23 protein-coding genes and 1 pseudogene are annotated in these 25018 nt (G+C 64.5%); 20 read left to right on the forward strand and 4 right to left on the reverse strand.

Going from position 1 to position 25018, the window contains the following annotated elements:
- Positions 1–31: 31 nt before the first annotated feature.
- The gene (gene ilvC / locus HYH08_RS13585) at positions 32–1051 is read left to right on the forward strand and encodes a ketol-acid reductoisomerase (RefSeq protein ID WP_097667105.1); all 1020 of its coding nucleotides are present in this window, start codon (positions 32–34) and stop codon (positions 1049–1051) included.
- Positions 1052–1217: 166 nt separating this feature from the next.
- Here ilvC and HYH08_RS13590 read toward each other — a convergent pair whose 3' ends face one another.
- A complete protein-coding gene (locus tag HYH08_RS13590; protein ID WP_220010310.1) occupies positions 1218–1838 on the reverse strand; it encodes a hypothetical protein in 621 nt (206 codons plus the stop codon).
- Between the two features lie 106 nt (positions 1839–1944).
- Between HYH08_RS13590 and HYH08_RS13595 the strand changes: the two genes are divergently transcribed.
- The 3 genes from HYH08_RS13595 to HYH08_RS13605 all read left to right on the forward strand — a co-directional run bounded on the left by HYH08_RS13595 (position 1945) and on the right by HYH08_RS13605 (position 4968).
- Positions 1945–2598, forward strand: coding sequence for a TetR/AcrR family transcriptional regulator (locus tag HYH08_RS13595; RefSeq protein ID WP_228747810.1), 654 nt, complete (start codon positions 1945–1947; stop codon positions 2596–2598).
- A 197-nt stretch (positions 2599–2795) separates the two neighbouring features.
- The gene (locus tag HYH08_RS13600; RefSeq protein WP_220010312.1) at positions 2796–4508 is read left to right on the forward strand and encodes a sulfatase-like hydrolase/transferase; all 1713 of its coding nucleotides are present in this window, start codon (positions 2796–2798) and stop codon (positions 4506–4508) included.
- A gap of 82 nt (positions 4509–4590) precedes the next feature.
- A complete protein-coding gene (locus tag HYH08_RS13605) occupies positions 4591–4968 on the forward strand; it encodes a rhodanese-like domain-containing protein (RefSeq protein ID WP_220010313.1) in 378 nt (125 codons plus the stop codon).
- Positions 4969–4994: 26 nt separating this feature from the next.
- Here the strand turns inward: HYH08_RS13605 and HYH08_RS13610 are convergent, their stop codons facing one another.
- Together HYH08_RS13610 and HYH08_RS13615 are read right to left on the reverse strand one after the other, a co-directional pair.
- Entirely contained in the window at positions 4995–6554 is a 1560-nt protein-coding gene (locus HYH08_RS13610; protein WP_220010314.1) for a glycine betaine ABC transporter substrate-binding protein, read from the reverse strand.
- Positions 6551–7333, reverse strand: a complete 783-nt coding sequence (locus HYH08_RS13615) for an ATP-binding cassette domain-containing protein (protein ID WP_220010315.1) — start codon at positions 7331–7333, stop codon at positions 6551–6553. Before HYH08_RS13615 ends, HYH08_RS13610 begins: the two co-directional genes overlap by 4 nt.
- Before the next feature lie 122 nt (positions 7334–7455).
- On the opposite strand from HYH08_RS13615, the gene HYH08_RS13620 reads away from it, so the two are divergent.
- The 6 genes from HYH08_RS13620 to HYH08_RS13645 all read left to right on the forward strand — a co-directional run bounded on the left by HYH08_RS13620 (position 7456) and on the right by HYH08_RS13645 (position 12506).
- Positions 7456–8274: an ABC transporter ATP-binding protein gene (locus HYH08_RS13620; protein WP_220010316.1), complete on the forward strand. Its 819-nt coding sequence runs from the start codon at positions 7456–7458 to the stop codon at positions 8272–8274.
- Complete coding sequence (locus HYH08_RS13625; protein ID WP_220010317.1) at positions 8274–9059, forward strand: ABC transporter permease; 786 nt, start codon at positions 8274–8276, stop codon at positions 9057–9059. Before HYH08_RS13620 ends, HYH08_RS13625 begins: the two co-directional genes overlap by 1 nt.
- Positions 9060–9133: 74 nt before the next feature.
- Complete coding sequence (locus HYH08_RS13630) at positions 9134–9706, forward strand: DUF305 domain-containing protein (protein WP_228747811.1); 573 nt, start codon at positions 9134–9136, stop codon at positions 9704–9706.
- A gap of 1 nt (position 9707) precedes the next feature.
- Positions 9708–11177: a YncE family protein gene (locus HYH08_RS13635; RefSeq protein ID WP_220010318.1), complete on the forward strand. Its 1470-nt coding sequence runs from the start codon at positions 9708–9710 to the stop codon at positions 11175–11177.
- Positions 11178–11217: 40 nt separating this feature from the next.
- Complete coding sequence (locus HYH08_RS13640) at positions 11218–11736, forward strand: sigma-70 family RNA polymerase sigma factor (protein ID WP_220010319.1); 519 nt, start codon at positions 11218–11220, stop codon at positions 11734–11736.
- Complete coding sequence (locus HYH08_RS13645; RefSeq protein WP_220010320.1) at positions 11733–12506, forward strand: anti-sigma factor family protein; 774 nt, start codon at positions 11733–11735, stop codon at positions 12504–12506. The genes HYH08_RS13640 and HYH08_RS13645 overlap by 4 nt, the downstream gene beginning before the upstream one ends.
- Positions 12507–12553: 47 nt before the next feature.
- On the opposite strand, the gene HYH08_RS13650 is transcribed toward HYH08_RS13645, so the two are convergent.
- Positions 12554–13003 (reverse strand): cupin domain-containing protein, encoded by a 450-nt coding sequence (locus HYH08_RS13650; RefSeq protein WP_220010321.1) that lies wholly within the window; start codon positions 13001–13003, stop codon positions 12554–12556.
- Between the two features lie 139 nt (positions 13004–13142).
- On the opposite strand from HYH08_RS13650, the gene HYH08_RS13655 reads away from it, so the two are divergent.
- From HYH08_RS13655 to HYH08_RS13700, 10 genes and pseudogenes are all read left to right on the forward strand, one after another.
- Entirely contained in the window at positions 13143–14168 is a 1026-nt protein-coding gene (locus HYH08_RS13655; RefSeq protein ID WP_220010322.1) for an ABC transporter substrate-binding protein, read from the forward strand.
- A gap of 29 nt (positions 14169–14197) precedes the next feature.
- Positions 14198–14902, forward strand: a complete 705-nt coding sequence (locus HYH08_RS13660) for an NUDIX hydrolase (protein WP_220010323.1) — start codon at positions 14198–14200, stop codon at positions 14900–14902.
- 93 nt (positions 14903–14995) lie between these two features.
- Positions 14996–16306 carry an ABC transporter substrate-binding protein gene (locus HYH08_RS13665; protein WP_220010324.1) on the forward strand — a complete coding sequence of 437 codons (1311 nt, stop codon included), beginning with the start codon at positions 14996–14998 and terminating at the stop codon, positions 16304–16306.
- Between the two features lie 15 nt (positions 16307–16321).
- Positions 16322–17092, forward strand: coding sequence for an ABC transporter ATP-binding protein (locus HYH08_RS13670; protein WP_220010325.1), 771 nt, complete (start codon positions 16322–16324; stop codon positions 17090–17092).
- Positions 17092–17796, forward strand: a complete 705-nt coding sequence (locus tag HYH08_RS13675; RefSeq protein WP_220010416.1) for an ABC transporter ATP-binding protein — start codon at positions 17092–17094, stop codon at positions 17794–17796. The genes HYH08_RS13670 and HYH08_RS13675 overlap by 1 nt, the downstream gene beginning before the upstream one ends.
- A 5-nt stretch (positions 17797–17801) precedes the next feature.
- Positions 17802–18683 (forward strand): branched-chain amino acid ABC transporter permease, encoded by an 882-nt coding sequence (locus tag HYH08_RS13680; protein ID WP_220010326.1) that lies wholly within the window; start codon positions 17802–17804, stop codon positions 18681–18683.
- Positions 18680–19699: a branched-chain amino acid ABC transporter permease gene (locus HYH08_RS13685; protein WP_220010327.1), complete on the forward strand. Its 1020-nt coding sequence runs from the start codon at positions 18680–18682 to the stop codon at positions 19697–19699. Before HYH08_RS13680 ends, HYH08_RS13685 begins: the two co-directional genes overlap by 4 nt.
- Positions 19659–20617: pseudogene (locus HYH08_RS13690) on the forward strand (polyphosphate kinase 2 family protein). The gene HYH08_RS13685 and the pseudogene HYH08_RS13690 overlap by 41 nt, the downstream one beginning before the upstream one ends.
- A gap of 698 nt (positions 20618–21315) precedes the next feature.
- On the forward strand, positions 21316–23640 hold the full coding sequence (locus tag HYH08_RS13695) for a mechanosensitive ion channel domain-containing protein (protein ID WP_220010329.1): 2325 nt from the start codon (positions 21316–21318) through the stop codon (positions 23638–23640).
- A 101-nt stretch (positions 23641–23741) separates the two neighbouring features.
- Positions 23742–24734 (forward strand): Bug family tripartite tricarboxylate transporter substrate binding protein, encoded by a 993-nt coding sequence (locus tag HYH08_RS13700; protein WP_220010330.1) that lies wholly within the window; start codon positions 23742–23744, stop codon positions 24732–24734.
- The last annotated feature ends 284 nt before the right edge of the window (positions 24735–25018 follow it).

Here is a 25018-nt window from a genome sequence, read left to right on the forward strand (position 1 = left end):
CCGATTTTCGGCCCTCAACGAGGAAACGACTATGCGTGTTTATTACGATCGCGACGCCGACCTGAACCTGATCAAGGGGAAGAAGGTCGCCATCGTCGGCTATGGCAGCCAGGGCCACGCCCATGCGCTCAACCTGAAGGACTCCGGCGTCAAGGACGTCGCCATTGCGCTGCGCAAGGACTCGGGCTCGGTGAAGAAGGCGGAAGCCGCCGGCTTCAAGGTGATGGAAGTCGCCGAAGCCGCCAAATGGGCCGACCTCGTCATGATGCTGACCCCGGACGAGCTCCAGGGCGACATCTATCGCGAGCACCTGCACGACAACATGAAGAAGGGCGCGGCCCTCGTGTTCGCGCACGGCCTCAACGTCCACTTCAACCTGCTCGACCCGCGCGCCGACCTCGACGTTCTCATGATCGCGCCGAAGGGCCCCGGCCACACCGTGCGCTCGGAGTATCAGCGCGGCGGCGGCGTGCCCTGCCTGATCGCGATCGCCAAGGACGTCTCGGGCAACGCCCATGACCTCGGCCTGTCCTACGCCTCGGCCGTCGGCGGTGGCCGTGCCGGCATCATCGAGACCACCTTCAAGGAAGAGTGCGAGACCGATTTGTTCGGCGAGCAGGTCGTGCTCTGCGGCGGCCTGGTCGAGCTGATCAAGGGCGGCTACGAGACCCTGGTCGAAGCCGGCTACGCGCCGGAGATGGCCTATTTCGAGTGCCTGCACGAAGTGAAGCTGATCGTCGACCTGATCTATGAAGGCGGCATCGCCAACATGAACTACTCGATCTCCAACACCGCCGAGTACGGCGAGTACGTCACCGGCCCGCGCATCGTGACTGCCGAGACCAAGGCTGAGATGAAGCGCGTCCTCGCCGACATCCAGGGCGGCAAGTTCGCCCGCGACTGGATGCTCGAGAACAAGGTCAACCAGACCTCGTTCAAGGCGACCCGCGCCAAGCTCGCCGCGCACCCGATCGAGGAAGTCGGCGCGAAGCTGCGCGACATGATGCCCTGGATCAAGAAGGGCGCGCTGGTCGACAAGTCGAAGAACTAAGTCGTCGTCATGACGCGGCGTATCGCTTGCGCCGCGTCCGGACCCGAGAGCGAAAACACAAGCTTCGCTCGACACAGCAAATCCTAAACCTTCGGCGACGATATCTGGGCGAGATCGCAAACAGCGATCTCGCTCTTTTCGTCTCTGCCGCAGGCCTGGTACGCGTTCAGCCCGCCACGACCGTTCGGCCGCGTGGATGCGCGGCCATCGCGATCAGCCGTACCGCCATCACGGCGAGCAGGGGAACGAGGAAGGCGGCATAGAGCGGCATCGCCGGCACGCGCTTGCCGAACGACACCATGAACTGGAACCAGAGGTAATAGCCGCCTGTGAGGTGCAGTGCGCGCCACGCGCGCGGCCCGAGCAGCGCGGCGGCGCGGTCGAACGAGGTCGCGCTGAGTGCGATGATGAAGGCATAGCCGATGCCGCCGAAGATATAGGAGGCGGCGGAGGTGGCCTCTGCAAAGGCCGCCGGATCCATTCTGGCGAAGGCGACGATCGCCGCCGCGTGGATGGCGTGTGAGACCGCGAAGCTGAGGCCGAGGTAGCGGCGGTTGCGCCGCTGCCAGCGCGTCCAGGCATTGGGCCGCAGCCGCGCCAGCGCAGCGGCACTGAAGGCGAGGCAGAACAGCACCAGCGAGCTTCGCGCCGTGAACCGGATCACCATCCGCACGCCCTCGACCTCGAACTGCCGCATTGCGGCGATCCACAGGCAGAGCGCGGCCAGGCTCAGCGTGAGCGCGGCCAGCAGCCGCCAGTCTTCGAACCAGCCTTGACGTTGTGACATGGTGATCTTCTCCCGTTATGTAATCATCGATTACATTTGGCGGTGACGGCGCGTCAATGGTGTAATCACTGCTTACATTCACGTTCGGGTGATGCTAGGAAGTTCTATGCCCGCCCGACAGAAGTCCAAGCCGCCCGCCCGCCGCCAGACGCCCGAAGCCCGGCCCTATCACCACGGCGACCTGCGCCGTGTGCTGATCGATGCTGCGCTGCAACTGGCCGCGGAGGGGGCCGAGGTCTCGGTCCGCGAGGCCGCGCGTCGGGCCGCGGTGTCGCCGGGAGCGCCCTTCCGGCACTTCCCCAACCGCGATGCGCTGATGGCGGCGGTGGCCGCGGAGGCACAACGGCGCTTCCGGGCCGAGATCGAGGTGGCGCTGGGCGAGGCGCCCGCCACCGAGCCGCTGGCCCGTTTCCGCGCCTTCGGCCTTGCCTATTTGCGTTGGGCGATGCGCAATCCCGCGCATTTCGAGATCATCTCCACGGGGCGCTATTTCGCCCATGGCAGCTCGGCCGAGCTGACGCGGGACAATGCCGAACTGATCGCGCTGACCGAGCAGATGCTGACGGATGCGGCCGCGCAGGGCCTGCTGCGATCGGCCGACCTCAAGCGCATCCAGATTGCCGGCCGCGCCCTGGTTTACGGTTTTGCCCGGATGAACCTCGACGGCCACTTTCCGCGCTGGGGCGTGGAGGAGGGGGAGATCGGGCGGATAGCCGAAGCGGTGATCGACCTCTTTATTGCGGGGATTGCGAAGTCGTAGCGTCCGCCGTGCGGCGCATCGCCACCCAGGACCGCTAAGCGAAGGTCGGATCGCGGCGCGCGTTGCCTGTCCTTGACCGTTCCGTTACAGTTTTATGACACGGTGCAGGCTTCCGGCTGCGCCGGACGCCCTGGCCGCCGTTCGGCCGGCCAGACAGCGAGGCATCACCGCGCCGGACCAGAAGTTGCGTGTCGTCGATGGCGTCCGCGCCCAATCCAGGTCCTTCTGCCACGACCGCCGTGCTGGCGAGCGTCGCCGCGCTCGGAATCTGGCGGCTGCTCGCGGTGGCCGCGCCGCATTTCGCGGCCCTCGCGCTGATGTACGAGACCGAGATGGATTTCGGCTCGCGCCTCTCCTTCCTGCTCGCCTGGGGCATCCTCAATTTCTTCTGGATCACGCTGCTGCGGCGGCCGGCGCTGTCGGGGGCGCTGTCGCTAACCATGGTCGTGGTGCTGGTGCTGCTGTCGCGGCTCAAGCACGATGTCGTGCAGATGACGGTCAATTTCATCGACCTGATGATGATCGACCGCGACACCGTCGCGTTCCTGTTCACGATCTTCCCGAATTTGCGCTGGTCGGTGATCCTGGCCGGCCTCGTCACGCTGCCGCTGATGTATGCGCTATGGTGGCTCGATCCGTTCCGCATCCGCCGCCTGCCGGCGCTGGCCTGCAAGCTCGCCTGCCTCGCCGCGCTGGTCGGCTATTCGCTCTATCATCCAGATGAAGCCTGGCGCGGCTATTACGACGACGGCTATCTCTCGAAGTTCTTCCGCTCCGGCGTCAGTTCGGTCTCGGACTTCGTGCAGTACGGCCTCATGGAATCGGCCGCCGCGACCAACGAGCGGCTCAACATGCCGCTGGTCGATTCCTGCCATCCCGCCGGCCGCCGGCCGAACATCATCATGATCCATGATGAATCCAGCTTCGACATCCGCGCCGCGCAGGGCATCAAGGTGCCGCAGGGCTATGGCGGCCACTTCAAGTCCTGGGACGGCAAGCAGCGCACGTTTCTCGCTGAAAGCAATGGCGGGCCGAGCTGGTTCACCGAATACAACGTGCTGGCGGGCCTTTCCTCGCGCTCGTTCGGACGCTTCGCCTATTTCGTGACGCGCATCGCGTCGAACCGCGTCGAGCGCGGCCTGCCGCTGGCGCTGCGCCGCTGCGGTTACGACACCCTGTCGCTCTACCCCGCCTATGGCGGCTTCATGGGCGCGCGCAGTTTTCAGATGACGACCGGCGTCGAGCGCTTCCTCGATTCCAAGGACCTCGGCGCCAAGAATGTCGAGCCCGATAGCTTCTTCTATGACAAGGCGCTCCAGCTGATGGGCCAGCAGCCGCCGAACAAGCCGCTGTTCACCTTCATCTATCTTGGTGCCAATCATTTCCCGTGGGAGACGCGCTTCCGCCCCGACCTGATGCCGAATTGGCGCGCCCCGGGCAACGTGGCCTCGATCGACGAATATCTGCGTCGGCAGGCAATGAGCGCCGAGCAGTATCAGGCGTTCGTCGCCGGCCTGAAGAAGACGTTCCCGGGCGAGCCGTTCCTGATCGTGCGCTATGGCGATCATCAGCCCGAATTTGCGCCTGCTATCCTCGAGCCCGGGCTCGACGAAGGCGCGATCGGCAAGAAGCTCGATGCCTACGATCGGCGCCTCTACGCGACCTACTACGCCATCGACGCCGTCAATTTCGAGCCGGTCAGAAGCGAGGCCGTAATGGACACGATCGACGGGCCGTATCTGCCGCTGGTGATCCAGGAGGCCGCCGGCATCCCGCTCGATCCATCCTTCGCGGAGCAGAAGGAGATCATGCTCCGCTGCCAGGGCATTTTTTACGGCTGCAAGGACGGCGCCGAGGCGCGCCGGCTGAACCGGCTGCTGATCAATGCCGGAATGATCCGGGGGCTTTAGCTCTCCTCCGAACGAAGGACGCGATCAAAGACGATGCGGGCTAAGGGGGCGTTCGACACACCGCCAACTCAAGGAGACGCAATTGGCAATTTCCGTGAAACAGATGCTCGAGGCCGCCAACGCTGCCGTGCCAAAGATCACGCCGGCCGAGGCCAAGGAGATGATCGGCAAGGGCGCGCTCGTGCTCGATGTGCGCGATGCGCCGGAAATCGAGAAGAGCGGCAAGATTCCCGGAGCGCTGAATATCTCGCGCGGCATGCTGGAGTTCCGCGCCGATCCGGATTCGCCCTATCACGACAAGACCCTCGCCAGGGACAAGACCGTGATCCTCTATTGCGCCTCCGGCGGCCGCTCCGCGCTGGCCGGCAAGCTGCTTCAGGACATGGGCTATCGCCACGTCTACAACGTCGGCGGCTTCAAGGATTGGGCCGATGCTGGCGGCGCGGTCGAGAAATCGTAGCGAAGGCGGCGGCGCAGAGCCATGCTCTAGCGCCGTCCCACCTTCTCCCACAGCCACTTCGCGACCGCATCCGGCGACGAATTCGCATCGTTGCCGCTAGCGCGCAGGTTGGCCTCGCGCATGGTGGCAATGTCGATCTTGCCAAGCAGCGGCTTCAGCGCCGCCTGCAATTTCTCGTCACCGGCGCGCTTCGGCGCCAGCAGCAAGACCGCGTCATACGGTGGAATCGCGTGTTTGGGATCCTCGAGGGCGGTGAGATCGTATTTCGCGATCAGCCCGTCACTGGTGTAGCCGGCGATGACGTCGACCTCGCCGGTGGCGACCGCCGCGTACATGAAGTCCGGCTGCATCTGCCGCTGCGCACGGAACTGGAGTCCATAGGCCTTTTGCAAGGCCGCCCATTCCGGGCGCGAGAAGAACTCGTAGTCGCCGGCAATCGACAGCGTCGATGCGTGGGCGGCGAGATCGGCAATGGTGCGGACGCCGAGCGCTTCGGCCCGCTTCTTCGGGATCACCAGCGCATAGGCGTTCTCGAAGCCGAGCTCGCCCAGCAGGGTGATCTTGTCCTTCGCGAGCGCCGTCTTCAAATCCGCAAGCAGCTCGGCGCGCGGCTTGATGTCCGTGCGATGCAGCTGATTGGCCCAGAGCGTGCCGGAATAGTCGACGTAGAGATCGATGTCGCCGGCCTTCAAGGCTTCGAAGATCACGCTGGAGCCGAGGCCTGATCTTGCGGTGGCGGAGAGGCCGGCTGCCTGGAGGCGATCCCTGAGCAGCGCTGACAGCACATATTGCTCGGCGAACGTCTTGGCGCCGACCACATAGCCCTGCGACGAGCGCCCCATCGTCGGCACCAGCGTGGCCGCGACCAGCGCGGCGATGCCGATGCCGCCCAGCCCGGTCCGCAAGCGGCTGCGGTGACGCAAGCCGCTTTCGATCAGACCCAGCAGCTGATCGACCGCGAGCGCGAGCAGGGCGGAAGCAAAGCAGCCGAACAGCACGAACACCCAGTTCTGGGTCTGGAGCCCGGCAAAGATGTAATTGCCGAGGCTGGTCTGCCCGATCGGGGTCGAGAGCGTTGCGGTGCCGATCACCCACACTGCGGCGGTGCGGATGCCCGCCATCATCACCGGCAGCGCCAACGGCAGCTCGACCATGATGAGCGACTGCCGCGCGGTCATGCCGACGCCCTTGGCGGCTTCGATCAGCGCCGGGTCGATGCCGTTGAGGCCGGTAATACCGTTGCGCAGCACCGGCAGCATCGAATAGAGCGCCAGCGCCAGCATTGCCGGCAGGAAGCCGAAGGCGGAGAAGGACACGCCGAACCAAGCCAGCGTCACCGAGGCGGCGAGCAGCAGCAGCGGATAGAACAATGCGAGCAGCGCTAGCCCCGGCACCGTCTGCACGATGCTGGCGAGCGCGAGCAGGATGGCGCGTGGAGCTGGGCGATTGCGCGTGAGGATGGCGAGCGGCAGGCTGATCGCGAGGCCCAGCGCAAGCGCGGCGAGGCTGACTCGCACATGGTTGCCGAGATAGTCGGACAAATGCGACAGCGCCTCGCCCCAGCGCGGATCTGCGGACAGGCTCATGCCGCACCGCTCGCCGGCAGCAGCGCATTCAATCGTTCGACCTGCCGTCGTGGTGTGCGCAACAGCTCCAGCACATAGGCGTCCCCGCTGTTCGAGAGCTCCGCCGGCGTGCCCTGCGCCAGCAGCTTGCCGCCGCGCATCACGGCGATGCGGTCGGCGAGCAAAATCGCTTCCGTCATGTCATGCGTGATCATGACGGTGGTCAGCCCGAGGCTGCGATGCAGCGAACGATAATCATCGCCGAGCGCATCGCGGGTGAGGGGATCGAGCGCGCCGAACGGCTCGTCCATCAGCACGATGCGGGGTTTTGCCGCGAGCGCCCGCGCCACGCCGACGCGCTGGCGCTGGCCGCCGGAGAGTGCCTCCGGCAGACGGTCGCGATGCTCGGCCCGGTCGAGCTGCACCAGGTCCAGCAGCTCGTCGACGCGCGTTGCGATCGCGGCTGGCGGCTCGCCCAGCAGCTTTGGCGTGATGCCGATATTGTCGGCAACGCTTAAGTGCGGGAACAGCCCGCCGCTCTGGAAGACGTAGCCGATCCGCCGCCGCAGCGCGACCGGGTCGACGTTTCGCACGTCCTCGCCTGCGACGGTGATGGTGCCGGCATCGGCCTCGATCAGCCGGTTGGCGAGCCGCAGCAGTGTGGTTTTGCCCGAGCCCGAGCCGCCGACGATCGCCAGGAATTCACCCTCGGCGACGTCCAGCGATACGTCGTCAACGGCCTTGAGACGGCCGAAGCTCTTGGTGACCTGTTGGTAGCTGATCGCCAGCTTGGAAGGCATCGCAGACGGGCTCAAGGGAGGGGCACGGGACGGCAAGACCCCATGCGTAGCACGCTTGGCGGCTTGATTGAACTTGGCCGCGCGAGCGGCTAAGGCATCGGACCTGAGTTCGGAGGGAACACATGACGACGCCCACGGCAGTGGCGCTGGAAGATGCCAAGGTCGCGTTCCGGGTTGCGGACGACCGGGTCTATACGGCGGTAGAGAAGGCGCATCTTTCAGTGGCGCAGGGCGAGTTCGTCGCCATCGTCGGCCCCACCGGCTGCGGGAAGTCGACGCTGCTCAATGTCGCGGCCGGCCTGCTCAAGCCTGCCGCCGGCAGCGTCAAGATTTTCGACCAGCCGCTTGCCGGGCTGAACCGGGATGCCGGATACCTGTTTCAGGCGGACGCGTTGTTCCCGTGGAAGACTGCGCTGGACAATGTCGCGATCGGGCTCGAGATTCACGGCACGCCGCGCAGCGAGGCGCTGCCGCGTGCGCAAAAATGGCTGACGTCCGTCGGCCTCGGCGCCTTCGCGAACCGTTACCCGCATATGCTTTCGGGCGGCCAGCGCAAGCGCGTGGCGCTGGCGCAGGTGCTGATCCGCGATCCAAAGATCCTGCTGATGGACGAGCCGTTCGGTCCGCTCGATGCGCAGACGCGGCAAGTGATGGGCAATCTGTTGCTTGATCTGTGGAATGCCGACCGCAAGGCCGTGCTGTTCGTGACCCATGATCTCGAAGAGGCGATCGCGCTCGCCGACCGCGTCGTGATCATGTCGGCCGGGCCGTCCTCGCGGATCATCGGCGACTGGCGCGTGACGCTTCCGCGTCCGCGCGACATTTTCGAGGTGCGGCTGGACAAGGAGTTCCATGCGCTTCATCGCGAGATCTGGAGCGTGCTCAAGGACGAGGTGATGAAGGGCTACGCGCAGTCCTCCCAAGCGGCGGAGGCGGTTTGATGTCGCGCGTCACGCTGCTTGCGCTCCAGGTCCTGGTCGCCGTCGTCTGTCTCGCATTGTGGCAGCTCTTCGCGACCGTGCCGGTGTTTGGAAAAATCCTGCTGCCGCCGTTCTTCTTCTCCAATCCGGTCGACGTCTTCGCCCAGATCGTGAAGTGGTTCTCGTCCGGCGTGATCTGGAAGCATCTCGGCATCACGCTGACGGAATCGATCCTCGCCTTCGTGATCGGATCGGCCGGCGGCGTGCTGGTCGGCTTCTGGTTCGCGCGCCAGCCTCTGGTCGCGGCGGTTTTCGACCCCTACGTCAAAATGGTCAATGCGCTGCCCCGCGTCGTGCTGGCGCCGATCTTCGCGCTGTGGCTAGGCCTCGGCATCTGGTCGAAAGTTGCGCTCGGCGTGACGCTGGTGTTCTTCATCGTGTTCTTCAACGTCTATCAGGGCGTCAAGGAAGTCAGCCGCACCGTGCTCGACAACGGCCGCATGCTCGGCATGAGCGAGCGGCAGCTGATGCAGCACGTCTATTGGCCGTCGGCGCTGTCCTGGATGTTCTCCTCGTTACACACCTCGGTCGGATTCGCCGTGGTCGGCGCCGTGGTCGGCGAATATCTGGGATCGGCCGCCGGGCTCGGCTATCTGATCCAGCAGGCCGAGGGTGTGTTCGACGTCGCCGGCGTGTTCGCCGGCATGTTCGTACTGTCGGCCTTCGTCATCCTGATCGACTTTGGCGTGACGCTGGTGGAGCGCAGGCTGCTGGTGTGGCGGCCGACGGTGGACGGGCGCGGCTGAGCCGCCTCGTCGGCCGCTGACATTTATGTGATTGACCGGCTGGAATAGAACGCCCGTCCACGCGTCAAACCCCCATGCAACCAGCCGCATGGGAGTTTTGGATGTCCCCTTCACAGTTTTGCAGCGCCCTGGCGGCGCTTGCAGGCAAATGCCGTTGGCCGAGGCCCGGCCTCGGCACGGCCTTTCTTGGCGCGCGCATTCTCGTTGCGTTCGCAACACCTCCGCTCGCGTTCGCGCATGAAGCTCATCCGGTCGCTCCGCCGGCCGCCCTCAGCGCAGAGGAACGTGCTTTTCTGCAAGACAACGACGCGGCCATGACCAGGATGATGAGCGGCATGGCGGCCAAGCCGACCGGCGACGTCGATCGTGATTTCGTCGCAATGATGAATCCGCATCATCAGGGCGCAATCGATATGGCGATCATCGAATTGCGCTACGGCAAGAACGAGCAGTTGCGGCGCATCGCCCAGGAAATCATCGTCGACCAGATGCAGGAGATCGCGGCCATGAAGCTCGCGATCGGTGAGCCATCCACCGACACTACGCCTGCCGCGACCCAGCCGGCGCACGCTCCGGTCGCCAACATCCATGATCATCAGGGCATGCAGATGGACATGTCCGCAGGAATGAAGAAGCAGGAGCCTTGAGATGACCGCGTCACGAAGCAACATGATCAAGAGCATCTTCTTGGCGGCCACCATGCTCGCCACCGGTTCCGCCGCATGGGCCGGGCAGGCGCCGGGCGCGTTGTCCGCCACCGATATTCCGGTCAGCCACCACGACCGTGTCTACGCCGCGGAGCAATTCTCCAATACGGTCTCTGTCACCGATCCCGTGGACAACAAGCTACTCGGCGTGATCCGGCTGGGCGACCCGCAGCCCGGCAATTTCAGCCCGCTCTACAAGGGCCAGGTGCTCGTGCACGGCATGGGCTTCTCGCCCGACCACAGGACGCTCGCCGTGGTGTCGATCGGATCGAACTCCGTGAGCTTCATCGACACCGCGACCAACGCGGTCAAACATATCACCTATGTCGGCCGCTCCCCGCACGAGGCGTTCTTCACGCCTGACGGCAAGGAGGTCTGGGTCACCGTTCGCGGCGAGAACTACATCTCCGTCATCGACCCGACAACGTTCCGGGAGAAGACCCGCATCACGACGCCGAACGGGCCGGGCATGCAGATCTTCTCGCCCGACGGCAAATACGGCTACATCTGTTCGTCGTTCAATCCCGAGACGGATGTGGTGTCGGTCGCCGAGCACAAGATCATCGCCAAGGTGAAGCAGGAGAGCCCATTCTGCCCGAACATCGCGGCGACGCCCGATGGAAACCAGGTGTGGTTCACGCTGAAGGACGTCGGCCGCACGCAGGTGTTCAACGCCAGGCCTCCGTTCAACGCCATCAAGACCATCGACACTGGCCCGATCACCAATCACGTCAATTTCGCGCACACCGCCAAGGGCACATTCGCCTACGTCACCGTCGGTGGTTTGAATCAGGTGAAGGTGTTCCGCACCGACGACTTCTCGCTGGTCGCGACGATCCCGGTCGGCAATCTGCCGCACGGCGTCTGGCCGTCCGGCGACGGCTCCCGCATCTATGTGGGACTGGAGAACGCCGACGCGCTTGCGGCGATCGATACGGCAACGAACCAAGTGGTCGCGAACATTCCGATCGGCCAGGCGCCGCAGGCGATTGCCTACGTTCCGAATGCCGCCCCCGAACCCGACGACCGGCAGAATCTGCAGACCCTCGGTGTCGCCGGCCAGGTCGCCCACCTGACGCTCGCTTCGAAAGACGCCGCGACGGACCTCAAGGCGCCGACCAGCATCTCGCTGTTCGACCAGGGTCTGATCCAGATTCTACAGGCCTCGGTGACGGGGCTTCAGCCCAAGCAGAAATATGTTCTGGCGCTGGCGGAGCATGGCGATGGAAGCGGTCGGCTGCAACCATTGGCGGCGTTCATGACCAATCCGGCCGGATCGGCTATCGTCAACGCGGCCGGTCCCATCAGACAGATCGTCGATCAATCGGCTGCGGCAGCAAAGCGCTATCTGGTGATAGCGTCCGGCGATGCAGCGATGCCCGGCGATGCGGTCCAGATCGAGGCGCAGTGAAGCCGGCTCGAGCGGCAACGGAGAGGTGGCGGAGCGCGTCATGAAGGACATGCTGGTTCAAGTCGAGCCACTGATCCCCGCGCTCCGTCGCTATGCGCGCGCGCTCATGCGTGACCGCGCCGCGGCTGACGATTTGGTCCAGGATTGCCTGGAGCGGGCTGTCAGCCGCTGGCATCAGCGACGCGACGGCAGCGTGCGCGCCTGGCTGTTCACCATCCTTCACAATCTGGCGGTCACGCAATTTCGCCAGGCGACGGCGCGGGGAAGGCATATGCCTATCGACGATGCGGGCGAGCAGGAGCTCGTCAGCGCGGCAGCGCAGGAGCAAAGGCTGATCTATCAGGATGTCCTGGGCAAGCTTGCGAAACTTCCGGAGGAGCAGCGAGCCGTGCTATTGCTGGTTGCAGTCGAAGATCTCTCCTACGCGGACGCCGCGAAGGTGCTGAACGTGCCGATTGGGACCGTGATGTCGCGCCTGTCGCGTGCGCGGGAGAGGCTGCAGCAGGAGATGGAAGGTGCTGCGCCCGGAAATGTGGTGGTACTGCGGAGCTTGAAATGAACCAGCGGCCGATCACCGAGGATGATCTCCACGCCTATGTCGACCAGGCACTCGAGCCCGAGCGTCGGGCGGAGGTCACATCCTATCTGGACGATCACCCTGACGTTGCCGGGCGCGTCGCAGCCTATGTCACCCAGCGCGAACAGCTGCGTGGCGCACTTGGGTCCATTGCTGACGAGCCGTTGCCGGCCGAGCTGAATCTGTCGCGCATCATCGAGAGCCGGAAGCGGCGGCCGCTGCAGGCGTGGGGAGCGATCGCTGCGATGCTGCTGCTCGGCATCGGCGCTCTCGGCGGATGGACCATGCGCAGCGTCTTGCAGGAGGGATCGAACGGACTCTCTGCGTTGGCACAGGAGGCGGCCTATTCCTACAACGTCTATGCACCGGACCGCGTGCGGCCGGTCGAAATAAAGGCGTCCAACAGCTCCGAGCTCACGCAGTGGGTCTCGAACCGGCTGAAGCAGCCGGTCAAGGTGCCGGATCTCTCTGTCTCAGGCTACAGGCTGATGGGCGGACGTCTGGTTGCGACGTCGCATGGTCCGGCCGCGATGTTCATGTACGATGATGATCGCGGCGACCGGCTCGTGGTGCTGACGCGCCCGATGAGCAACCGCAATCTGGATACACCGATGATGCCGCAATCGACCGGCGGCGTGGCCGGTTTCGTGTGGGCGGATGAGGGCATGGGCTACACGCTCGTCGGCCAGCTTCCAGGGGATGCGCTGAAGCCGATCGCGAACGAAATCCGGAAGCAGGCGCGCCCGATCTAGTGCTGGAAACGGGCTCGCGCATCGGCGCGGGCCCGGATCGCCAGAGCTCAATCCAGCAGCTTGGTATCGTCGGGCGCCTGCGGCGGTGTCTTGATGGCGATCGCCTTGACCTGGCCGCTGATCGGCTTGGTGCCGCCATGCGGCGTGCCCTTCGGGATGATCACGAGGTCGCCGGGCTTCACCGTGACTTCCTTGTCGCCGAGCCAGATCGTTCCGGTCCCGTCCAGGATGTACTGGATCTCGTTGGTGTTGGGGTGCATGTGCTTGGGCACGTTGCCGACCTGGATTGAAACGGTGGCGCCGTCCGCACCCATGAACATCTTGGAACGATAGCCGACCGCGTTTGCGGGCCCAAGCGCGTCGCCTTCCATCTCGCCGGTATGGATGATCTGAGCGGTGATGTTCTCGGCGGCCAGCGCCGGCCGCAGCACCTGGTTCGCACCGCATCCGGCGGCAAAGGCGGCCGCGATCGACAGGCCGATTGCAAGGCGATTCATGATTGCTCCTCCCCATCAAACATTGTTCTTGTGGACCCATGCTATTGCGCCGAAAGGCGGATGGCTAGTCGCACTTAGGCGGTGCTTCTCAAGCCGGTCCCGCTGCTCTATGGTGCCGCCAGCCGAACGGAGGAAACCAATGAAGAACACGATTGCCAGGCTCGCCGGCGTACTGCTGGCGCTGACGCTCACCACCGGATTTGCCGCGGCGCAGAGCAAGGTGACTGTCGCGGTCGGCGGCGGCGCCTGCCTGTGCTATCTGCCGACGGTGCTGGCCAAGCAACTCGGCGAGTACGAGAAGGCGGGCCTGAATGTCGAGCTGGTCGACCTCAAGGGCGGCTCGGACGCGCTCAAGGCCGTGCTCGGCGGCAGCGCCGATGTCGTCTCCGGCTATTTCGACCATTGCGTCAACCTCGCCGCTAAGAAGCAGGAGCTTCAGGCCTTCGTGGTCTATGATCGCTATCCCGGCCTCGTGCTGGTGGTCGCGCCCTCGCGGACGAACGACATCAAATCGGTGAAGGACCTCGCCGGCAAGAAGGTCGGCGTCAGTGCGCCCGGCTCCTCCACCGACTTCTTCCTGAAGTATCTCTTGAAGAAGAATGGGCTCGATCCCGCCGGCACCGCCGTGATCGGCGTCGGTCTGGGTGCGACCGCCGTCGCCGCGATGGAGCAGGGGCAGCTCGACGCGGCCGTGATGCTCGACCCCTCCGTCACCGTGCTCCAGGGCAGCCACAAGGATCTGCGCATTCTCAGCGATACCCGCACCCAGAAAGACACGCTCGAGACCTTCGGCGGCGAATATCCGGGCGGCGCGCTGTACTCGACCGTGGCCTGGATCAACGGCCACGAGAAGGAAACGCAGGCGCTCACCAACGCCATGCTCGCCACGATCGCCTGGATTCACTCCCACAGCCCTGAGGAGATCATGGCGAAGATGCCGGACGAGATGGTCGGCAAGAACAAGGATCTTTATCTCGCCGCACTCAAGAACACGATCCCGATGTTCTCGGAAACCGGCAAGATGGATCCGAAGGGCGCGGATGCCGTGCTCGCGGTGTTCAGCGTCGGCTCGCCGGAGGTCGCCAACGCCAAGATCGACGTCAGCAAGACCTTCACCAACAAGTTCGTCGAACAGGCCAAGAAGACCACGGGGAGCGCCAAATAACTGACGCGAAAGCAGTATAATCAGGCGTCATGACGTCACCGGTCATTCATCGCGTCACGACGCTCGATCTTGCCGTGCGACCGATCGTCTGGCCGTTTGCCGAGGAGCGCCGCGCCGAGATCGCGGCGCACTTCATCGAGAAGCAGCGCGAGCGGCCGAAGATCTGGAACGGCCGCGTCCTGCTCGGGCGCGATGCCGTGGTCGCGGACGGCCATCTCACTGCCACCTATTTCGAGACGGATTTTGCAAGCTTCCTCGCCTGGCGCGACTGGGGTTACCCGGACAAATCGGTGTTCAACGGCTTTGGCATGGGCGCGCTGCGCGCCTCGGACGGCGCCTTCGTCATGGGCGAGATGGCGCATCACACCGCCAATGCGGGCCGCATCTATTTCCCCTCGGGCACGCCGGATCTCGACGATGTCAGGGACGGGGCGCTCGATATTGCCGGCAGCGTCGTTCGTGAGCTCGGCGAAGAGACCGGCCTGACCGCGGCCGACTACGGAATCGAGCCGGGCTGGCACTGTGTCGCCGCCGGCCCGTCGATTGCAATGATTCAGATCATCAACCTCGACATGCCGGGCGAGGCGGCCCGTGCCCGGATCGAGGCCAATCTGGCGCGCGAGGCCGAGCCTGAATTGTCGGCCATCCATCTCGTGCGCGGGCTGAGTGATCTCACGGCGTCCATGCCGCGATTTGTCACGGCTTTCGTCGAGCAGCAGTTCGCCTCGCGCTGACGCGCGAGGCTTGACATCGCTTCGCTCAGCCCATGTGATGGGCAAAAAGCAAAAGCAAGAAGCTGCAATGCACAATCGTCCAGGGAGGTTTAGATGCGCCTGCGCATGGCTGCCCGCTTGGTCCATGGGCTGTTGGTCGCGATAGCTGCGACGGGCTTGATGGCTTCGGCCGAAGCTCAAGAGAAGAAGATCAAGATCGGCGTCGTTTTCGATTTGACCGGACCACTCGCGGGTGGCGGTTCCGAGCTCAATTATGTCGGCGCCAAGATCATCCTGGATCACTTCGCCAAGACAGGCGTCGAAGGTTACAAGATCGAGGCGGTCTATGCCGATGCGCAGAGCAAGCCCGACATTGCCATCAATGAATCCGTCCGCCTGCTCGAGCAGGAGAAGGTCGACATGGTGCTCGGCTTCTTCTCCTCGGCGCAATGCGTGCCGGTGGCCGCGCGCGTCGAGCAGCTCAAGAAGTTCATGTGGATGACGACCTGCATCTCGTCGGCCGTGTTCAACGAGAAGGGATACAAATACGTCTTCCGTCCGCAGGCGAGCGGCGACCAGTTCGGCATGATGACGATGGATTTCATCGCGCAGAATGCGAAGGCGAAGTTCGACAAAGAGCCGAAGGACCTGCGCGTCGCCATCATCCACGAGGATGGCGCTTACGGCGTCGACGTCTCCAGGGGCAACGAGGTCGGCGCCAAGAAGGCGGGCTTCAATGTCGTGATGAAGGAGGGCTATTCGGCCACCGCGCCCGATCTGTCTGCGCTGGTGACCAAGCTGAAGCGCGCAAAACCTGACGTGATCTTCCACACCGGCTACAACCCCGACATCACGCTGCTGCTGCGCCAGGCTCGCGAGCAGGGGCTGAAGTTCGGCGCACTGATGGGCCATGGCGCGGGCTACGGCGTTTACGAGAAGCTGAAGGAAGGCATGGGCGCGGACGCCGCCTATATCTTCAACACCGACCCGATCTCGATCTGGCTCGCCAACCAGAAGACGATGGATCCGAAGCTTCCGCCCGTGATCAAGATGGTCGGCGAGGAGTTCGACAAGATCAAGCCTGGCGTCGCCATTCGTTCGGCCCATGTGGGCATCGGCGCGTCCAACACCTATGTGTTCATGAGCGACGTGCTGCCGCGCGCGATCAAGAAGTACGGCGGGGTCGATCCCGATGCGCTACGCAAGGCGGCGCTCGACACCGACATTCCCGAGGGCGGCACCATGCTCGGCTTCGGCGTCAAGTTCTACGGCGAGGGCACGCCGATGTCCGGGCAGAACGAGCGCTCGTTCCCGGTCGTGATCCAGTACATCGACGACAAGTCCTCCGTGGTGTGGCCCAAAAGCCAGGCGCAGCGCGAGGCCGTACTGCCGCTGCCGAAAGGCACCACCTATAGCAACCAGTAGCGGCGGAGAGCTGAGGTGCTGGAGGTCAGCGGGCTGGTGAAGCGGTTTGGCGGCTTCACCGCGGTCAACAACGTGTCGTTCAGGGTCGAGCAGGGCGAGATCCTCGGCCTGATCGGCCCCAACGGCTCGGGCAAGAGCACGATCTTCAACATGCTCTCCGGCACGCTGGCGCCGACGTCGGGGTCGATCCTGTTCGGCGGCCACGAGATCGCGGGCCTCGCGCCGCACCGGATCATCAACAGCGGCATCGGCCGCACCTTCCAGATTCCGCGGCCGTTCCGCCGCCTGACCATCTTCGAGAACGTGGCCCTCGCCGGCTTTTATGGGCAGGGCCGCCACAGCCGCATCAAGGCAGAAGAAGCGGCCGAGCGCGCGCTGGCGATGGTCGGCTTGCCAACCGATCGCCATGCCAGTGTCGATGGCTTAGGGGCGGCTGGTCTGAAGAAACTCGAATTGGCGAAAGCGCTCGCCACCGCGCCAAAACTGCTGCTTGCCGACGAGAGCCTCGGCGGCCTCGACGAGGCCGAGATGGATCAGGCCGCCGACATGCTGCGCAACATCCGCGACGAGCTCGGCATCACCATCATCTGGGTCGAGCACATCATGGGCGTGCTGATGCGCGTCGTCGATCGCGTCATGGTGCTCGATCACGGCGAGAAGATCTCCGAAGGCCTGCCAAGCGCGGTCGCCCGCGATCCGCGCGTCATCGAGGTCTATCTCGGCACTGATGCCGAGACCACGCAGGCCGCAGCGGCCGAAGCGCGTCGCCGGGCGGGAGGGCAATGATGCTGGAGCTTCGCGGGGTCAATGCCGGCTACGCCACCTTCCAGGCGCTGTTCGACGTCAATCTCGACGTCAGGGCGGGCGAGGCCGTCGGCGTGATCGGCCCCAACGGCGCCGGCAAGACCACGCTGATGCGCGTCATCTCCGGCCTGATCCGCCCCACACGCGGGTCGATCACCATGCAGGGCGTCGACGTCGTGGCAACGCCGCCGCACAAGATCGTCAGCCTCGGCATCGCGCATGTGCCGGAGAACCGGCGGCTGTTTCCGCAACTGACGGTCGACGACAATCTCAAGATGGGCGCTTTCATGAAGGAGGCGCGCGGCCATTATGCCGAACGGCTGGAGGTCGTGTTCGACCTGTTCCCGCGCCTGAGGGAGCGCCGCCGTCAGATGGCCGGCACCATGTCCGGCGGCGAGCAGCAGATGTGCGCGATCGGCCGCGCACTGATGTCCAATCCAACGCTGCTGCTGCTCGACGAGCCCTCGGCGGGGTTGGCGCCGGTCGTGGTGCAGCAGGTGTTCGAGCTGGTGAGGCGGATCCGCAGCCGCGGGCTGACCGTGCTGATCGTCGAGCAGAACGTGCAGCAGGTGCTGAAGGTGGTCGACCGCGCCTATCTGATCGAGGCCGGCACGATCCGCAGCTCAGGCACCTCGGCGGAGATGCTGGCGAGCGATACGGTCAAGGAAGCGTATCTCGGGGTGTGATGGGCATGCAGGCGTTCCTGGACATTTTCGACATCTACCTGCTGGAGGCCGTGATCAACGGCATCCTGCTCGGCGGCGTGCTGGCGCTGCTCGCGCTCGGGCTCAATCTGATCTTCGGCGTCATCGACGTGACCTGGATCTGTTACGCCGAGCTGGTGATGATCGGCATGTACGCCATGTACTTCATGGTGCAGTATTACGGCGTCAGCTACTTTGTTGCCGCGCCGCTCACCATCCTGCTGGTCGCGATCCTCGGCGCCTTGCTCCACTACCTCGTGATCGCGCCGCTGCTCACCGCGCCGCCGATCAACCAGCTGCTCGCGACCGGTGGCGTGCTGTTCGTGCTGCAGAGCTTTGCCACCGTCGCCTTCGGCATCGACTTCCGCAATCTCGGCATCCGCCTGCCGGTGCTCGCCTTTGGCGACATGAATTTCAGCTATGCACGACTTCTGTCGTTCCTGGCGGCGCTGGTCGGCATGGTCGCGGTCTATCTGTTCATGACGCGGACATTCACCGGCACTGCGATCCGCGCCATCTCGCAGGACCGGCAGATCATGGCGCTGATGGGCGTCGACACCAGGCGCATCTATCTCATCACCTCCGCACTCGGCGGCGCGCTGGCCGGGCTCGCCGCTTGTCTCTTGGTGTTGCAATATGACGTGCATCCCTTCGTTGGGCTGTCTTTCGGTCCGATCACGTTCCTGATCTGCGTGCTCGGCGGCCTCGGCAATTTCATCGGCGGCTTCATCGCTGCCTTCGTGTTCGCCGAGATCATCTCGCTCGGCGGCCTGTTCTCCGATCTCGAATGGGGCTACGTGCTCGCCTTCGCCTTCTTCATCGTCATGATGTTCATCCGGCCCGCGGGCCTGCTTGCGAGGCGCCGATGATCGGGCAGGGGCGGCTTGCGGCTTGGGCGGTGGCGCTGGCGGCCCTGGTCGCGCTGCCGTTCCTCTATCGCGATCCCTATCATCTGCACATCCTGGTGCTGATCCTGATCTGGTCGTTCGCCTACACATCCTGGTCGATGATGGGGCGGTTCGGCCTGGTCTCGCTCGGCCATGGCGGCTTCATGGGAATCGGCGCTTACGTCACCGCGCTCTTGTGGAATCACCTGGGACTGTCGCCCTGGATCGGCATCCCCATCAGCATGGTCGCGGCAGGCATCCTGGCGCTGATTGTCGGCTATCCATGTTTTCGCTTCCGCATCACCGGGCACTATTTCGTGCTGGTGACGCTGGCGCTGTCGGGCATCGTGCTCCAGGTCATCACTGCGACGCGCGACTACACCGGCGGCTCGCTCGGCTATACGCCGAACCGCGCCTCCGGCAACAAGCTGCTGGCGCTGCAATTCGACGACAAGACCACCTGGTACCTGATCGCGCTCGGGATCTGGCTGTTCGGCATATTGGTCTGGCACTGGGTCGACCGCAGCATGGCGCGCTACGCGCTGGAGGCGATCTCGGAGGACGAGGATGCTGCGGCCGCCGCCGGCGTCAACGTCACCGCCGAGAAGCTGAAGATCACGCTGATCAGCGCGTTGATGACGGCGCTCGCGGGTGCGATCTACTGCCAGTACCAGATGTTCATCACGCCCGACACCGTCAGCGGCATTGCGGTGTCGCTCCAGATGGTGTTCGCCGCGATCGTCGGCGGCCTGTTCGTCTCGCTCGGCCCGACCGTCGGCGCCATCATCACCATCCTGCTGGCAGAGACCTTGCGCATCGGCTTCGGCACCAAGGCGGTCGGCTGGGACAACCTCGTCTACGGCGTGCTGCTGGTGCTCTTCATCATATTCCTTCCCAAGGGCATCCTTGGTAGCGTGCTCGACCGTTTGAAGCCGCAACCCAAGGTGCCACGCGCTCATGAGCAAGAAGCCGTCCAAATCACTGGCCCAGGAACTTGACCGCTACATCACGCCGTTCCGCTACGATGGCTCGGGCAAGTTTCATCTCAAGGACCACAAGACCAACGTGAAGGGCGATCTCGACAAGGAGGAGGCGCAGGAACTGCTCGACGCCAACAAGAAGCGGCTGATCGACTTCCAGGAGAAGCTCTACGCCCAGGATCGCTGGTCGCTGCTGATCGTGTTCCAGGCCATGGACGCCGCCGGCAAGGACAGTGCGATCAAGGCGATCTTCGAGGGCATCAATCCGCAGGGCTGCGAAGTCACGGCCTTCAAGGCGCCGGGCAGCAAGGAGCTCGATCACGACTTCCTCTGGCGCCACGCCGTCGCACTGCCCGAGCGGGGCCATATCGGCATCTTCAACCGCTCGCATTACGAGGAGTGCCTGGTGACGCGCGTGCATCCGGAGATCCTCGCCAAGGAGAAGCTGCCGGCAAAGCTCGTCACCAAGAGCATCTGGAAGGAACGCTTCGAGGACATCTCGGCCTGGGAGCGTTATCTCTGCCGCAACGGCACCGTGGTGCTGAAATTCTTCCTCAACGTCTCGAAGGAGGAGCAGCGCCAGCGCTTCCTCGACCGGCTGGAGGAGCCGGCCAAGCAGTGGAAGTTCTCGATGGACGACATCAAGGAGCGGGCGCTGTGGCCGCGCTACCAGGCGGTCTATCAGGACATCGTCCGGCACACCTCCACGCCGCATGCGCCATGGTATGTCGTGCCGGCCGATCACAAATGGTTCGCCCGCGTCGTGATCGGCTCGGTGATCAATGCCGCGCTCGAAAAGCTCGACCTGCGCTTTCCCCGCGCCGACAAGGCGTCGCTGGCGGAGTTCGACGCGGTGCGCAAGGCGCTGGAGCGGGAGGGGAAGGGCGGCAAGAAGCGGGCGAAATGAAAATCCGAAAACAACCCCATGCACAGTAGCCGGTGATGGGGAAATCAATGGGTTGGCGGCGGGCGGGGGGCGTGGCTCGGGCCGCAGTTCGGATTTTTAGAATTTTGGCTTGACACGTCGGGCAAAACAGCGGTATGGTGTCATCATCGCCGAAGGTCGGTCGGGCTGCAAGCCTCGCCTTGTCATTCGCGCATGTCGCGGAGCAGCGCGGAACATGTCGCCAAATGTGATTTGAGTGCCATTGATCCCGCTTGACAGTTTTATGTCATGGGAGGACCATCCCCATGGTCGCGAACAAAGCGACGCGTAACGTCCACCTCATGAGCAAGGGGAGGTCTATGACACCACCTCCGCAAATCCAGCCGCGTTAAGTGCGATGGAGCTCGTTCGGACTATCGCATAGCGGCAGAAACCGCGAACGGCACGCCGGGTCCAGGACTAGAGGGCTGCATCAGTGAGGCAGAGCCCCTACCTGCCCGGCGCTGTGCGTTTTGGATGCGAGTGGGTCGGACTGATCCAGTGGGCGAGCATCCGCCAATCGGCATATCGCTGCATCAGAACCCGACGCTTCTGCTTCCCGCATCGCAGCAAATGCCAAGAGATTGTCGCCTCATCGGCAAACTTCCGACACAGGGCGCAGGCGAATAGCGGCCATCCGACATGACGCAGTGCTTCAGCGTCGACGATTTCGTCGCCGCCGGCGCGTTCATTTTTTCAAGGAATCCGCGTGTCGCATAAGCTTGCCCCGGCGCTTCTCGCCATCATCTTCCTCGCCATCTCGTCTCTCTCCAGTGTCCGTGCCGAGCCGCAGACGCCGGCTGCCACCAATGCCGCCGCACTGTCGCCTGACGAAGCCAAACGTGCGCTGGACACGCTTCAGGATGACAAGAAGCGCGCGCAGATGATCGACACGCTGCGCGCCATCGCGACGGCCTCCGGTCAGCAGCAGCCGGACCCGAAATCGCCGATCCCGCTATCGGCCGACGGCCTCGGCGCGCAGCTCCTGCTCACGGTGTCGGAGGAGATCGGCGAGATGTCGCGCGAAGTCGCGGATATGGCGCGAACGCTCACGCACTTTCCGGCGTTCTATTACTGGATCGTGCGCACCGCCAACGATCCCTCGGCTTACAATCTCCTGATCGAGATCGCCTGGAAGCTCGCGCTGGTCCTCGGCTGCGCGCTTACCGCTGAATGGGTGGTGTTCCGCCTGATCCGGCGGCCGGTCGCGTTCCTGGAAGGACGCATACCGCAAACCGCGCGCCTGCCGGCACAGGCGCTGCCGATCGCCGATCCGCCGTCCTCGGTGGCCGACGTCACACCTGCGCCTGAGCTGCACAGACGCCGCCACAACCTTGCGCGGATCTGGCAGGTGATGCTGCGGCTGCCCTTCGTGCTTGGGCGCCTCCTGCTCGAACTGCTTCCCGTATTCGTCCTCATGGGCGTTGCATCCGCGCTGCTCGGGACGGAGATCGGCGAGCCCATGACGGCCCGTCTCGTGATCCTCGCGGTCGTCAATGCCTATGCGTTCTCGCGCGGGCTCATCTGCGTGGTCCGGGCGCTGGCAGGCCCGTTCGGCCTGTTTCCGGTGCGCGCCGAGACTGCGGCCTATATCGAGATTTGGGCGCGCCGCATTGTCGGCGTCGGCGTCACCGGCATTGCCTTTGCCAATGTCGCGCTGCTGCTCGGCCTGCATCGCGCCGGCTATGCGGCACTGCTGCGCATGGTGATGCTGGTCGTGCATCTCTTCATCGTCGTCATCATCCTGCAATGCCGCCGCCAGGTCGCCGAGGCCATTCGCGCACCGGCCGAACGGCAGGGCATCGCGGCGCGCCTGCGCAACCGCATCGCCGGCGGCTGGCACTATCTGGCCATTGCGCTCGATCTCGCGCTGTGGGCGGTGTGGGCGCTCAACATCCGCAACGGCTATTCGCTGCTGCTGCAATATTTCGTCGGCACGATCGTGGTGGCGCTGCTCACGCGCGTTGCCATCATGCTGACGCTGGGCCTGATCGACCGCGGTTTTCGCATCAAGCCGGAAATCCTCCAGCGCTTTCCGGGACTGGAGGTTCGCGCCAACCGCTATCTGCCGCTGCTCCGCAAGGTCGTCTCCGGCGTGATCACCTTCATCGGCCTGGTGGCCGTGCTCGAGGTCTGGGGCGTCGATGCCATCGTCTGGTTCTATGGCGGTCAGATCGGCGGCCAGCTGATCTCGGCCGTGGCGACGATCGGCATTGCCGTGTTCATCGCGGCCGCCATCTGGGAAATCAGCAATGCGTTGCTGGATCGTCAGATCAACACATTGTCCCGCGACGGCCACTATGCCCGCGCCGCGCGGCTGCGCACCTTCCAGCCGATGCTGCGCACCGCATTGCTCTGCCTGATCGCGACGGTCGTGGGGCTGACGGCGCTGAGCGAGATCGGCGTCAATGTCGCGCCGCTGCTCGCGGGCGCCGGCATCGTCGGCATCGCCGTCGGCTTCGGCTCGCAGAAGCTGGTGCAGGATCTCATCACCGGCCTGTTCCTGCTGCTGGAGAACACCGTGCAGGTCGGCGACACCGTCAGCGTGTCGGGCCTGTCAGGCGTGGTCGAGAACGTTTCCATTCGAACGATACGTCTTCGCGCCGGTGACGGCGCCGTGCATATCGTGCCGTTCAGCGCGGTGACGACCATCACCAATGCCAGCCGCGGCGCCGGCAATGCCTCGGTCTCCGTCAATGTCGCCTACAAGGAGGACACCGACCGCGCCGGGCAGATCCTCAAGGACATCGTCGAGGAGATGCGTCGCGAGCCGGATTTCCGCGCGCTGATCCGCGGCGATCTCGAGCTCTGGGGCATCGACAAGGTCGACGGCGCCATGGTGTCGATCGTCGGCCAGATTCGCTGCACCGAGGCCGGCCGCTGGCCGGTCCAGCGCGAATTCAACCGCCGCATGAAGCTGCGCTTCCAGCAGCACGGCATCGAAGTCGCATCCGCGACCCAGACCATTCTGATGCATGTCGCGCCGCCGGCCGACCATGTCGCGAACCTCACGCCGCGGCGCGCGGCAGGGTAGGGCTCGGTCAACTTACCGCTTGCCTCTGCGCATACGGCATCGTTCACTCTCACCTCCAGCCCGCTGACAACATGCGGGCGGTAAAAGCGTGGGAGAGAACGATGCGGGGGCTGTGGGCCGGATTAAGCGGTCATGTGATCGTCATTTGCGCGTTGCTCGGATGTGCGGCCGCGCCCGCGACCGCTCAACCCTTTCCATCGCGCCCCATCACGCTCGTGGTGCCGTTCGCGGCCGGTGGCCCGACCGACACGCTCGCGCGAATTCTGTCCGAGCGCGTCGCTGCAGAGCTGCATACCACTGTTGTCGTCGAGAACGTCGCCGGCGCCTCCGGCAGCATCGCCGGCGCCCGCGTTGCGCGCGCGACGCCTGACGGCACCACTATCACCATCGGCCATTGGGGCACCCATGTGCTCAACGGCGCGATCTTCAAGCTGCCTTATGACGTGCTCGCCGATTTCGAGCCGGTCGCGACCATCGCGATGGGCACGCAGCTCATCGTCGGCCGCAAGTCGCTCGAGGCCAACAACCTGAAGGAGATGATCGCCTGGCTGAAGGCCAATCCCGGCAAGGCGACCGCAGGCACCGCCGGTGCCGGCACCGGCGCCCATGTCGCCGGCGTCTTCTTCAAGGAGAAGACCGGCACCGACTTCCAGTTCGTGCCCTATCGCGGTGCCGGGCCTGCCATGATCGATCTGGTCGCCGGCCAGATCGACATCATGTTCGACCAGGCCTCGAACTCGCTCCCGCAATACAAGAACGGTGCGATCAAGGCGTTCGCGGTGACATCGCCGACACGGCTTGCCTCCGCGCCTGACATTCCGACGGTCGACGAGGCGGGCCTGCCCGGGCTTTATATTTCCTACTGGCACGGCATCTGGGCACCGAAGAACACGCCGAGGGACATCGTCACGAAGCTCAATGCCGCCATCGTCACTGTGCTTGCCGATCCCGCGGTGAAACAGCGGTTTGGCGAGCTGGGGCAGGAGATTCCGCCGGTCGAGCAGCAATCGCCCGCGGCGCTGGCGGCCTTCCAGAAGGCCGAAACGGAAAAGTGGTGGCCGATCGTGAAGGCTGCGGATATCAAGCCGGAGTAGCGGATTTCACGGGGATTGTCTGCGGGCTTGCTCCGCCTCTCCCGCTTGCGGGAGAGGCCGACGTGCCCCGGGCGATGCGCAGCATCGTCCCGAGCACGGCGGGTGAGGGCTCTCTCCGCAGTGGGATATCCTCCGCAATTCGCGGCAATCCCGACGCGGAGACACCCCCACCCCAGCCCTCCCCCGCAAGCGGGAGAGGGAGTGGGCTGCCGATGCCGCAGCGTCGTGCACATCATATGCGATTGCTGAGCCTTCATGGTTCGGGACGCGTGCCGCGCGCGTTA

It is taken from the genome of Bradyrhizobium sp. BR 10289, assembly GCF_019455385.1.
Taxonomy (GTDB): domain Bacteria; phylum Pseudomonadota; class Alphaproteobacteria; order Rhizobiales; family Xanthobacteraceae; genus Bradyrhizobium.

Bases quoted from the DNA above. Each gene is read 5' to 3' on its own strand.
- ilvC (WP_097667105.1), top strand. From the start codon at position 32: ATGCGTGTTTATTACGATCGCGACGCCGACCTGAACCTGATCAAGGGG.
- HYH08_RS13590 (WP_220010310.1), bottom strand. From the start codon at position 1,838: ATGTCACAACGTCAAGGCTGGTTCGAAGACTGGCGGCTGCTGGCCGCG.
- HYH08_RS13595 (WP_228747810.1), top strand. From the start codon at position 1,945: ATGCCCGCCCGACAGAAGTCCAAGCCGCCCGCCCGCCGCCAGACGCCC.
- HYH08_RS13600 (WP_220010312.1), top strand. From the start codon at position 2,796: ATGGCGTCCGCGCCCAATCCAGGTCCTTCTGCCACGACCGCCGTGCTG.
- HYH08_RS13610 (WP_220010314.1), bottom strand. From the start codon at position 6,554: ATGAGCCTGTCCGCAGATCCGCGCTGGGGCGAGGCGCTGTCGCATTTG.
- HYH08_RS13615 (WP_220010315.1), bottom strand. From the start codon at position 7,333: ATGCCTTCCAAGCTGGCGATCAGCTACCAACAGGTCACCAAGAGCTTC.
- HYH08_RS13620 (WP_220010316.1), top strand. From the start codon at position 7,456: ATGACGACGCCCACGGCAGTGGCGCTGGAAGATGCCAAGGTCGCGTTC.
- HYH08_RS13625 (WP_220010317.1), top strand. From the start codon at position 8,274: ATGTCGCGCGTCACGCTGCTTGCGCTCCAGGTCCTGGTCGCCGTCGTC.
- HYH08_RS13630 (WP_228747811.1), top strand. From the start codon at position 9,134: ATGCAACCAGCCGCATGGGAGTTTTGGATGTCCCCTTCACAGTTTTGC.
- HYH08_RS13635 (WP_220010318.1), top strand. From the start codon at position 9,708: ATGACCGCGTCACGAAGCAACATGATCAAGAGCATCTTCTTGGCGGCC.
- HYH08_RS13640 (WP_220010319.1), top strand. From the start codon at position 11,218: ATGAAGGACATGCTGGTTCAAGTCGAGCCACTGATCCCCGCGCTCCGT.
- HYH08_RS13645 (WP_220010320.1), top strand. From the start codon at position 11,733: ATGAACCAGCGGCCGATCACCGAGGATGATCTCCACGCCTATGTCGAC.
- HYH08_RS13650 (WP_220010321.1), bottom strand. From the start codon at position 13,003: ATGAATCGCCTTGCAATCGGCCTGTCGATCGCGGCCGCCTTTGCCGCC.
- HYH08_RS13655 (WP_220010322.1), top strand. From the start codon at position 13,143: ATGAAGAACACGATTGCCAGGCTCGCCGGCGTACTGCTGGCGCTGACG.
- HYH08_RS13660 (WP_220010323.1), top strand. From the start codon at position 14,198: ATGACGTCACCGGTCATTCATCGCGTCACGACGCTCGATCTTGCCGTG.
- HYH08_RS13665 (WP_220010324.1), top strand. From the start codon at position 14,996: ATGCGCCTGCGCATGGCTGCCCGCTTGGTCCATGGGCTGTTGGTCGCG.
- HYH08_RS13675 (WP_220010416.1), top strand. From the start codon at position 17,092: ATGCTGGAGCTTCGCGGGGTCAATGCCGGCTACGCCACCTTCCAGGCG.
- HYH08_RS13680 (WP_220010326.1), top strand. From the start codon at position 17,802: ATGCAGGCGTTCCTGGACATTTTCGACATCTACCTGCTGGAGGCCGTG.
- HYH08_RS13685 (WP_220010327.1), top strand. From the start codon at position 18,680: ATGATCGGGCAGGGGCGGCTTGCGGCTTGGGCGGTGGCGCTGGCGGCC.
- HYH08_RS13700 (WP_220010330.1), top strand. From the start codon at position 23,742: ATGCGGGGGCTGTGGGCCGGATTAAGCGGTCATGTGATCGTCATTTGC.